Origin of the sequence: Paraburkholderia sp. SG-MS1, from assembly GCF_012275575.1 — a bacterium.
In the GTDB taxonomy this organism is placed as follows: Bacteria; Pseudomonadota; Gammaproteobacteria; order Burkholderiales; family Burkholderiaceae; genus Paraburkholderia.
The window spans coordinates 1-10,752 of record NZ_NPIH01000084.1; the positions used below are offsets into that span (position 1 = coordinate 1).

10 protein-coding genes and 1 tRNA gene are annotated in these 10,752 nt (G+C 62.8%); 10 read left to right on the top strand and 1 reads right to left on the bottom strand.

Annotated elements, in window-relative coordinates; translation table 11 throughout:
* From tolA to CIC12_RS05625, 8 genes are all read left to right on the top strand, one after another.
* Positions 1 to 749 (top strand): cell envelope integrity protein TolA (gene tolA / locus CIC12_RS05590; RefSeq protein ID WP_168662944.1); only part of this gene is annotated, 749 nt, incomplete at its 5' end.
* Positions 750 to 882: 133 nt separating this feature from the next.
* Positions 883 to 2,175, top strand: a complete 1,293-nt coding sequence (gene tolB, locus CIC12_RS05595) for a Tol-Pal system beta propeller repeat protein TolB (protein WP_168662946.1) — start codon at positions 883 to 885, stop codon at positions 2,173 to 2,175.
* Positions 2,176 to 2,209: 34 nt separating this feature from the next.
* Positions 2,210 to 2,719, top strand: coding sequence for a peptidoglycan-associated lipoprotein Pal (pal, locus tag CIC12_RS05600; RefSeq protein ID WP_168662948.1), 510 nt, complete (start codon positions 2,210 to 2,212; stop codon positions 2,717 to 2,719).
* 20 nt (positions 2,720 to 2,739) lie between these two features.
* On the top strand, positions 2,740 to 3,489 hold the full coding sequence (gene ybgF, locus CIC12_RS05605; protein WP_168662950.1) for a tol-pal system protein YbgF: 750 nt from the start codon (positions 2,740 to 2,742) through the stop codon (positions 3,487 to 3,489).
* A gap of 182 nt (positions 3,490 to 3,671) precedes the next feature.
* A tRNA-Lys gene (locus tag CIC12_RS05610) sits at positions 3,672 to 3,747 on the top strand.
* A gap of 271 nt (positions 3,748 to 4,018) precedes the next feature.
* Positions 4,019 to 4,645 (top strand): hypothetical protein, encoded by a 627-nt coding sequence (locus CIC12_RS05615; RefSeq protein ID WP_446727987.1) that lies wholly within the window; start codon positions 4,019 to 4,021, stop codon positions 4,643 to 4,645.
* A 407-nt stretch (positions 4,646 to 5,052) separates the two neighbouring features.
* Positions 5,053 to 5,427: a hypothetical protein gene (locus CIC12_RS05620; protein WP_168662963.1), complete on the top strand. Its 375-nt coding sequence runs from the start codon at positions 5,053 to 5,055 to the stop codon at positions 5,425 to 5,427.
* Between the two features lie 329 nt (positions 5,428 to 5,756).
* Entirely contained in the window at positions 5,757 to 6,596 is an 840-nt protein-coding gene (locus CIC12_RS05625; protein ID WP_168662954.1) for a mechanosensitive ion channel family protein, read from the top strand.
* A 115-nt stretch (positions 6,597 to 6,711) separates the two neighbouring features.
* Here the strand turns inward: CIC12_RS05625 and CIC12_RS05630 are convergent, their stop codons facing one another.
* On the bottom strand, positions 6,712 to 7,383 hold the full coding sequence (locus CIC12_RS05630) for a VTT domain-containing protein (protein WP_168662956.1): 672 nt from the start codon (positions 7,381 to 7,383) through the stop codon (positions 6,712 to 6,714).
* A 182-nt stretch (positions 7,384 to 7,565) separates the two neighbouring features.
* On the opposite strand from CIC12_RS05630, the gene mutL reads away from it, so the two are divergent.
* The gene (mutL, locus tag CIC12_RS05635; protein WP_168662958.1) at positions 7,566 to 9,626 is read left to right on the top strand and encodes a DNA mismatch repair endonuclease MutL; all 2,061 of its coding nucleotides are present in this window, start codon (positions 7,566 to 7,568) and stop codon (positions 9,624 to 9,626) included.
* Positions 9,627 to 9,669: 43 nt separating this feature from the next.
* Positions 9,670 to 10,620 carry a tRNA (adenosine(37)-N6)-dimethylallyltransferase MiaA gene (gene miaA, locus CIC12_RS05640; protein WP_168662960.1) on the top strand — a complete coding sequence of 317 codons (951 nt, stop codon included), beginning with the start codon at positions 9,670 to 9,672 and terminating at the stop codon, positions 10,618 to 10,620.
* The last annotated feature ends 132 nt before the right edge of the window (positions 10,621 to 10,752 follow it).

Genomic DNA, 10,752 nt, shown 5'->3' on the forward strand with positions numbered 1-10,752 from the left:
ACATCGCGCTACAGGAAAAGAAGCGCCAGCAGCAGGAAGCGGTGCGCGAGGCTCAACTGGCCGAGCAGCAGCGTCAGCAGAAGCTGCAGGCGCAGCAGGAAGCCCAGGAGAAGCGGCAGCAGCAACTGGCCGCTGACCAGGCCGCGCAAAAGGCTGCGGCAGCCAAACTGAAACAGCAGCAACAACAGCAGGCCGAGAAGCAGAAGCAGCAGCAACTGGCCGAACAGCAAAAGCAGCAGCAGTTGAAGGAACAGCAGCAGGAGCAACAGCAGAAACAGGCCGAAGCTGAAGCGCAGAAGAAAGCCGACGCGCAGAAAGCCGCGAGGGCCAAGGCGCAAGCCGACGCCGCAGCGCAAGCGAAGAAGCTCGATGCCGAACGGCGCGCGCGTCTCGCGCAAATGCAGGGTGCGGTTGGCGGCACGAGCTCGTCCAGCAACGGGCTCGGCAAGAGCGGCACGGGCAGTGGCTCGGGGGGCACGGCGGCATCGCCGGGTTACGCGGACAAGGTGCGTCGCGCCGTGCTGCCGAATGTCTCGTGGGGCGGCGAAACGGAAGGTCTGGAAACCGTTATCTCGGTGCGCTGTTCGCCGACCGGCACCTTGCTGAGCGCAACGATCTCCCGCAGCAGCGGCAATGCCGCGTGGGACGCCGCCGCATTGCGGGCAGTTCATCGCACCGATCCGATGCCGCTCGACACCAATGGCAAGACGCCGGAGAGCTTTTTGATTACGCTGCGTCCGGCTAGTTGATGGCAATTTGACAGTCAGTCGACGGCAGACGCTGCGCCCGCTCACGGGGTGCGCTCGGGAACGAATTAGGCGTTTTCCGGTCTGTCTGCTGTCGTGAAGTGTAGTAAAACCGTTTTTGGGGAATCCATACAGCATGAGTTTGATGACCAAGCTAGGCCTGCGGACACTCGTAGCATCGTGCCTGATCGCCGTTGGCGGCGCCGCCAACGCACAACTCAACGTCCTCGTGACGGGCGTCGGGTCCACCCAGTTTCCGATCGCCACGGCCAATTTCGCCAATGAGGCGAACTCGCCGCAGCAGGTCAGCACGATCGTGCGTCAGGATCTGCAACGCAGCGGCAAATTCACGAACATCGACGCGGGCTCCACGCCGGTGTCGGAATCGGATTCCGTCGACCTCGGCGCGTGGAAAGCCAAGGGCGCCAACGCGTTCGTCGCGGGCAGCGTGAACCGCCTGCCGAACGGTCAGTACGAAGTACGTTTCAAGCTGTACGACACGGTCAAGGGCGAAAGCCTCGGCGGCCTCGTGCTGGTGAGTCCCGAAAGCGGCTTGCGCATGAGCGCGCACAAGGTCGCGGACTATATCTACGCGAAGCTGATGGGCGGCCGCGGCGTGTTCGCCACGCGCCTGTCGTACGTCATCAAGACGGGCGGCCGTTACCAGTTGCAGATCTCCGATTCGGACGGCCAGGACGCGCACATCGCGCTGTCGAGCCCCGAGCCGATCATTTCGCCCACGTGGTCGCCTGACGGCACGAAGGTCGCCTACGTCTCGTTCGAAAAGAAGAAGCCGATCGTCTACATCCACGACTTGCCTACGGGCCGTCGCGTGGTCGTGTCGGATCAGAAGGGCAACAACAGTGCGCCGGCGTGGTCGCCGGACGGACGCACGCTTGCGGTCGCGCTCTCGCGCACCGGCAACACGCAGATTTTCGCCGTCAACGCGGACGGCAGCGGTCTGCGTCGTCTCACGCAAGGCAGCGCGATCGACACCGAGCCGACCTTCTCTCCTGATGGCCAGTCGATCTATTTCACCAGCGACCGTGGCGGCGCACCGCAAATCTACAAGATGTCGGCGCAAGGCGAAAACGCCGGCTCCGCGCAGCGCGTCACGTTCACGGGCAGCTACAACACCAGCCCGCGCGTGAGCCCCGACGGCAAACAGCTCGCTTACATCTCGCGCGTCGGCGGCGGGTTCAAGCTTTATATCCAGGACCTGCAAGGCGGATCAGCCACGGGCCTGACGGACACGACACATGACGAATCGCCGAGCTTCGCGGCGAACGGTCAGTACATTCTTTACGCCACACAGGTGAACGGCCGTGGCGTGTTGGCCGCAGTGTCGACCGACGGTCGCACTCGGCAGGTCCTGTCCGTTCAGGGGGGCAGCGTACGCGAGCCGTCCTGGGGCCCGTTTATGCAGTAACGTTTGATGCAATAACACAAGGAGAGTAACCAAAATGATGTCCAAACTTCGCTATGTATTTGCTGTTCTGATGGTCGGCGCGCTGGCCGCATGTCACTCGGGCGTCAAGCTCGACGAAAATGCCGGCAAGGGCGGTGCAGTGTCGACCCAGCCGAACCCGAACGATGTCGCACAGGTAAACGTCGACCCGCTGAACGATCCGAACAGCCCGCTCGCCAAGCGCAGCATCTATTTCGACTTCGACAGTTACTCGGTCAAGGACGACTACCAGTCACTGCTGCAACAACACGCGCAATACCTGAAGAGCCATCCGCAACGCCACGTCCTGATCCAGGGCAACACCGACGAACGCGGCACCAGCGAGTACAACCTGGCGCTCGGCCAGAAGCGTGCTGAAGCCGTGCGCCGTTCGCTGTCGCTGATGGGCGTGACGGACTCGCAAATGGAAGCCGTGAGCCTCGGCAAGGAAAAGCCGCAAGCTACGGGTCATGACGAAGCGTCGTGGGCACAGAACCGCCGCGCAGACCTCGTGTATCAACAGTAAGTCAACGGGTGATGAGCCGAATGACGCATCGTTTCTCCTGGCTGCGGTTTGCCGCAGCGGCCTGCGTCGCGGGCACGGCCTTCGCGGCCGTGCCCGCGCATGCGGGCATCTTCGACGACGATCAGGCCCGCCAGGCCATCCTCGATCTGCGCTCGAAGACCGATAGTTTGTCGAGCCAGCTGTCGGCCGCACAACGCACGATCCTCGATCAGTCCAACCGTCTCGACCAGTTGAACCAGCAGGTCGCGACGCTGCGCGGGCAGAACGAGGACATGGCGAATCAGCTCACCACGCTGCAGAAGCAGCAGAAGGACTACTACACCGATCTGGACACGCGCCTGAAGAAATTCGAGCCGCAGCAACAGACGGTGGACGGCGTCCAGGGCGAGGTGCAGCCGGGCGAAACCGAGTCGTTCAATGCGGCTTCGCAGCAGTTCCGCAGCGGCGATTTCAAGAACGCCGCTGCGTCGTTCCGCAGCTTCATCTCCAAGTATCCGAACAGCCCTTATCAGCCGACCGCGCAGTACTGGCTCGGCAACGCGCTGTATGCGCTGCGCGACTACAAGGGTTCGACGGCCGTCTGGCAAGGTGTGGTGGCCAAGTATCCGCAGCATCCGCGTGCGCCGGAAGCGTTGCTGGCGATCGCGAACAATCAGCTCGAGCAAGGTCAGAAGGCCGCGGCCAAGAAGACGCTGGAGCAGATCGTCGCGCAATACGCGGGCTCGGACGTTGCGCAGTCGGCTCAGAGCAAGCTGTCGCAGATCAAGTAGTCGTATCGCTGTCGGGTAGTTGGCTGTCACGCGCAGTGTCCGATGTCAAAGCCACGCGCGCCTCTCGCTCGAAGGCCGGGTAGCGATGCCCGGCCTTCTACTAATTGAAGTGTCGATAGTTTGATTAGCCACGATGGGTTGACAGCCCACCAACGCTATCGATATAATTTCGCTTCTCTTTTGGGTCGTTAGCTCAGCTGGTAGAGCAGCGGACTTTTAATCCGTTGGTCACAGGTTCGAATCCCGTACGGCCTACCAAAAGATTCGAGGGCTTATATGCGAATGCATGTAAGCCCTTTTCTTTTTGCCTCGCGCTTTAGCTCGCCGCTCTAGCGCCCTCCTCGTTCATTCCCCCAAATCGTTCGACTCCCCACAGACCACTCAGGGTCTGCGCACGCATGATCGCTTCACGGCGCCTGCAGAGCGCTCCGGAATAAACCATGAGATCGGGCCAAGAGGCAATGATTCCTACCGCCCGACCGCCTAGGGGATGCCCGTGCGAACGATAAAAGTAATCTGGGTAGTTGGCTTGGCGTTATCGATCGAGACCTCGCACGCGCAGGAAATATTCGTGCAGGGAGGCACGCTTGGCATCGGTGCCGGCGCGGCACTGAGTCTCACGTCATGGTTCGGCGTGCATGCGGACTTCAATGCATTCAAGTTCTCGCATGACTTTACCGTGGGCGGGAATCGCTACAAGGACGACGTGCGTCTGCGTCAGGGCGGCATCTACGGTGACTTCTTTCCGTGGTCGAATAGCGGCTTTCGCATCACGGCCGGCGTTCGCTTCACGGGCAATCAAGTCAGCGGCGATTCCGTTCCCACGAACGGCACCTACACGTTCAAAGGTCAAACCTTGCCCGCCTTTCCGGGCGAGTACGCGACGGCCACCGCCAGGCACCCACCCGTAATGCCATATCTGGGTATTGGCTACGGCCTGCACCCCACCAGAAAAGGGTTCGGCCTCGTGGTCGATCTGGGCGTCGCTTATGGCATCCCGCGCTCGTCATACACGCTGTCGCCCGCGCTCGCCCAGGCTGCCGGCCCCGCGCTGAGCCAGCAGATCATCGCGACGGGGCTGCAACAACTGCAAGAGAAAGCGTCTCCCTATCGTTGGTATCCCACGCTGCAGATCGGCGTGTCGTACCGCTTCTGATTGGCCAGCTAAAGGACGCGGACATGGCTCCGTCGACGGCGACAACGTTTACATCACAATCGCATACAAACCATTCAAACACGCTCGTCTGCTTTCGAAAGCTGAGCGCCGAAACACGCCCTCCTTTCTCGCTGGCAACGGACCGGCGAAGATCGACGCACTCCATTCGGTTCTATTGCATTCCTCACTATCACATTGACAAATTTCTACGATTCAAACCAACGTTTCGTACTAGAAATCAGCGTCGTCCCAGAGCTTTCGCTTCCCACCAACAGCATCGAACCCCGGTGATTTATCGAGATGAAAAGATATGCAATGATCGCCGCCGATCGGCAAGACACACTGGAGCCATGCGTCGACAGACGCATCGGCAATGCCGCGAGACCCTGCGTTTTCATTGCATCGATATGGCCAATTTTCTGTTCGATCTCGTTTCGAACCTCGCTTTACTCGCGGTCGTCGTGATCGCATGTGGTGTGTACAACCGGTTCACACCTGGTCCAGCAATCAATGGCGCGCACGTGTTCGCCGCGCTGGCACTGGCCGCGCTGCTGTTCGATGCGGCGCTGAGCTTTCTCGTGTTCGCCGACGCGCAGAACCGCTACGGCCAGTTCAGCACGCCGGCTGCCTTTTCCGTCCGCGCTGCCGCCTACGTGATCGCGATCGTCATTGCTTTCGCGTGGCATCACGTGACGCGCCGCAAGCGTGCCGCGACAACCACCGCCGACAAAACGCTCGTCATCCACACCTCTCCCTATTCGCAATCGCATCTGCGCATGTAAGCCCACTCCAGGCGCACGCGCCTCGGCGCGACTCGTCGCCGGTCGCTAATCGACGTCACCAACCTGCTCCAAAGGCATCGCGCAAGCGCGCTCACGCGCCCAGCGTACAGCAAGCCGTCGCCCCTTTGAGGGCGACCGTCTGATCCGCCGCTTTCTCCCGCCAGGCTTTGCGTTCGGAAGACAGGAACGGTCCTTGCGTATGCGTGCGCCGTCGCCTATAACTTCCGAAGACCGCGCGTTGCCGTTTGCGTCCGCCGTCGGGCATTGCCGCTGTATTGCGCCATCTGTTGTTCAATCAGTCGAAGGCAACTTTTCCAACGGGGGACATCTTGGATCTCGATACCGTACGCGTGTTCATCATGACCCGAGGCATCGACCTCGGTACCAAGGTTCTCGGCGCGATCGTTCTGTGGATCGTCGGACGCTGGATCATCGGTCTGATCATCGGCGTGCTGCGCAAGGTGCTCGCGCGCAATGGCCGGGTCGACCCCACTCTCGCTCACTATCTCGGCTCGATTCTCGGCGGCTTGCTGAACCTGCTGCTGATCCTCGCGATCCTGCAGATATTCGGTGTCCAGACGACTTCGTTCGCCGCGTTGCTCGCTGGTCTCGGCCTGGCGATCGGCACCGCGTGGGGCGGGCTGCTTGCGCACTTCGCGGCCGGCGTCTTCATGCAGGTATTGCGGCCGTTCAAGGTCGGCGACTTCGTCACCGCGGGAGGCGTCACCGGCACGGTCTCGGAGCTGGGCCTGTTCGGCACCACCATCGTGACGCCGGACAACGTGACGACCATCGTCGGCAACAACAAGGTTTTCTCGGACACGATTTCGAACTTCAGTGTGTTGCCGGTACGGCGTGTCGAGCTGACCGCGAAGATCGCGAACGGCGTCGATCCCACTGACGCGATGAACCGGCTGAGGGCGGCCATCGTGCAGATTCCGAACGTCGCCGAGAGCCCCGCGCCCGACATCGAAGTGCTGAGCTTCACGCCGGAAGGACCCTTGCTGTGCGTGCGCCCCTACACGGCCAATGATCACTATTGGCAGGTTTATTTCGACACGAATCGCGCGATCGTCCAGACCTTCAAGGAAGCCGGCTATCCGACGCCGGAAACACCGCTGGCGCCGCGTGTGGTCGGCCCGGGCGCGACGGGAACCGCGGCCGGTTGAGAGAGAAGCGTGCGCCGCATCGCCGGCGATTCTGAACACCGCAAAATGAAAAAGGCGTCGCGAGATTCGCGACGCCTTTTGTTCATCTGCCTGCGCAGGCATCGGCAATGACGCGTCAGCGGCTGTTGGCCTTGGCCCCGTCCTTGCGCATCATCTTCCACACCGCGCCGAGCAGAACCGGCACGATGGCCGCGCCGATACCCACCAGCACGATTACGTTCAGATACTGACGGATGAACGGAATATTGCCGAAAAAATAACCGAGCAGCACGAGCAGCAACACCCATAGCAGCGCGCCGAGAACGTTGAACAACTGGAACCGGCTCACGGTCATCGATGAAGCGCCGGCCACGAACGGCGCGAAGGTTCGCACGACCGGAATGAAACGCGCGAGCACGATGGTCTTGCCGCCATGCTTTTCATAGAAGTTATGTGTCTTCTGCAGCGCGCTGCGGTCGAGGAAGCGTTCGAGAAAAGGAATATGCGAATCGAACACCCGCGGCCCGATGGCCCGTCCGATCATGTAGTTGACGGTATTGCCGGCGATCGCGGCCACCAGCAGCAGCACGATCAGCAGACCGAGGTTCAACTGGCCCGTCGCACAGAACGCGCCGCCGATGAACAACAACGAATCGCCCGGCAAGAACGGCAGAATGACAAGGCCCGTTTCGCTGAACACGATGACGAACAGCACCGCGTAGACCCAGGCACCATACACATGGATGAAGTCTCCGAGGAACTTGTCGATGTGCAACACAAGGTTGACGAAATGTAGCAGCGTGTCCAAGGAGCGTCCTCTGTTAAGGGAATGTGAACGCGGTGAAAACAGCCTTGCCGGCAGGCCCGCGATGAAGACGGCAAGCACCCGCTCGCCGCCGCAAATTGACCGCGTCATGATACCGAAAGTGCCCGCCCGCGATTAAAAATCAGTTGCCGGTTGGCTCTGTGCCGAATCGCTATAATTTCGCCATGTCAGAATTCTCCGAAACGCCTGCCGATTCCGCCGCGGCCGCAGTGGCCGCCGCCGCGCCCGCCCCGCGCCCGTTGCGAGCGATCCAGCCCCTTCCCGATCAGCTGATCAGCCAGATCGCCGCTGGCGAAGTGGTGGAGCGGCCCGCCTCGGTAGTCAAGGAGTTGCTGGAAAACGCGCTCGACGCGGGCGCGCAGACGCTGCGTATCCTGCTTGATGAAGGCGGCGTCAAACGCATTTCGATCACCGACGACGGCTGTGGCATTCCCGAGAGCGAACTGGCGCTCGCGCTAATGCGCCATGCGACCAGCAAGATCCGCTCGCTCGCCGAACTGGAAGCGGTCGCCACGCTCGGTTTCCGTGGCGAGGCGTTGGCGTCGATCGCGTCGGTCGCACAGATGACCATCACGAGCCGCACCGCCGAAGCGCCGCATGCCGTGCGCGTCGACGCGCAAACTGGCGTACTGAGCCCGGCGGCCGGCACCCAGGGCACGACAATCGAAGTGCGCGAGCTGTACTACAACACGCCCGCGCGCCGCAAATTCCTCAAGAGCGAGCAGACCGAACTCGGCCATTGCCTCGAACAGATCCGGCGCGCGGCTTTGGCGCGGCCCGACGTCGCAATTTCAGTACTGCACAACGGCAAGGCGGTCGAACACTGGAACGCGAGCGAGCCGCCGGTGCGGGTCGCGAAAATTCTCGGCGAGACCTTCTCGACGGCGCACCTGCCACTCGACGAATCCGCTGGGCCGCTGGCCGTCTACGGCTGCGCGGGCTTGCCGACCGCGAGCCGCGGGCGTGCCGATCAGCAATACTTCTTTGTCAACGGCCGCTTTGTGCGCGACAAACTGCTCACGCACGCGGTGCGCGCCGCTTATGAAGACGTGCTACATGGCGACCGCTATCCGTCTTATGTGCTGTTCCTCGATCTGCCGCCAGAGGGCGTCGATGTCAACGTGCATCCGTCGAAGATCGAAGTGCGGTTTCGCGATTCACGCTCGATTCACCAGTTCGTGTTCCACGCGGTGCAGCGCGCGCTGGCGCGGCATGCAGGCGCATCACCGGAAACGACGGCGGGTGGTCATGCTGCGCATCTGGAGCCGATGGCAGGCGGCCCGGCTTCGTTCGGCGCGACGCCGCTGGGCGGCGCGGCGGGCGTGAGCAGCGGCAGTTTCGGCGCCGATGCGGGCTTCGGCGGCTCGACAGGCGGACTGGCGCGTGGCGGATCAGGCAGCAGCTTCGGCCCGTCGTCACAGCCGGGCAACACCTGGATGCGCCAGGCGCGCATGACGCAAGGCACGCTGCCGGTCGCACAACCGCTCGCGTTTTACGACGCGCTGTTCGGCCGCAAGGACAGCCATGCCGGCACCGCAGAAGGCGCGACCCTGCTGGAGGCGCGCGACTCGGCGGGGGAAACGCCATGGCCGTATAACGCGTCGGCGCCCTATCCGTCGCCCGCCTTCAACGCCACCGACGAACAACCGCTCGGCTTCGCGCTCGGCCAGATTCACGGCATCTACGTGCTCGCGCAGAACGCGCACGGGCTGGTGATCGTGGACATGCACGCCGCGCACGAGCGCATCCTTTACGAGCAGTTCAAGAACGCGCTGGCCGATCGCGCAATCGCCGTGCAGCCGCTGCTGATCCCGCAGACGATGCAGGCCGATCCGGTCGAAATCGGCACGGTGGAAGAAGAGCGCGACACGCTCGACGCGCTCGGCTTCGACCTTGCCGTGCTGTCGCCAACCACGCTGGCGATCCGCGCCGTGCCTGCGCTGCTCAAGGACGCCGATCTGCAGGCGCTGGCGCGCGCGGTGCTCGCCGATCTGCATGAGTTTGGCGGCTCGCGCGTGCTGACCGAGCGTCAGCACGAACTGCTCGGCACGCTCGCCTGCCATCATGCCGTGCGTGCGAACCGGCGTCTCACGCTCGACGAAATGAACGCGCTGCTACGCCAGATGGAAGCGACCGAGCGCGCCGATCAATGCAACCACGGGCGTCCGACGTGGTATCAACTGACGCTGTCCGACCTCGATCGGCTGTTCATGCGCGGGCAGTGACGGTGCGCTCGCTGACTTTGCTTCGACCCGTGCGGGCCTGCTCATGACGCCACGCAACGCTCCCACGCCGATCCCTTGCCTGCTCGGCCCGACCGCCTCCGGCAAAACCGCCGCCGCGCTGGCGCTCGCCGCACTGCGGCCGGTGGAAATCATCAGCGTCGATTCGGCGCTGGTCTATCGCGAGATGGATATCGGCACTGCCAAGCCGACTGCCGAAGAACGCGCCGTGGCGCCACATCATCTGATCGACATCGTCGATCCGACCGATGCCTATTCGGCTGCGCAGTTTCGCGCCGACACGTTGCGGCTGACCGGCGAAATCCACGCGCGTGGACGGCTGCCGTTGCTGGTCGGCGGCACCATGCTGTACTACAAGGCGCTCACGCAGGGGCTCAACGACCTGCCCGCCGCCGACCCCGACGTGCGCGCCGCGCTCGATGCCGACGCCGCGCGCGAAGGCTGGCCGGCCCTGCACGAACGGCTTGCGAGCGTCGACCCGGTGACGGCCGCTCGCCTCGCGCCCAACGATTCGCAGCGGATTCAGCGCGCGCTCGAAGTATTCATGCTGACCGGCCAGGCGATGTCGGCATGGCTGGCCGCCCCCGCGCGGCCAAATGACGCCGCGGCGGCATGGCGCTTCGTGCCGATCGCGCTGGAGCCGTCCGATCGCAGCGTCTTGCATGCACGCATCGAGCAGCGCTTCGATGCGATGCTGGCCAGCGGTTTTGTCGATGAAGTGGTGAAGCTGCGCGAACGCGGGGATCTGCGGCCCGAGATGCCGTCGATGCGCTGCGTCGGTTACCGGCAGGTCTGGGAATATCTGGACGGCGCGGTCGATTATCCGACGATGCGCGACAAGGGAATCTTTGCGACCCGGCAATTGTGCAAGCGGCAGCTCACGTGGTTGCGAAGCATGACAGAACGGGTGGTGGTGGACTGCTGCGATCCGCACGCTACCGCGCGGGTGCTCGATCAGGTCGAGGCGTTGATTTGACGCGTTGATTTGAGGCGTTGAAGCGTCGAACCCGCGCGGCGCGCATGCGATCCGCGCGGGCAATACCAACCATTAGATCACGACGGTCTGCGCTTCACCGGCTGCGCTTTCGCGAATCGTGCCGATCTTCCA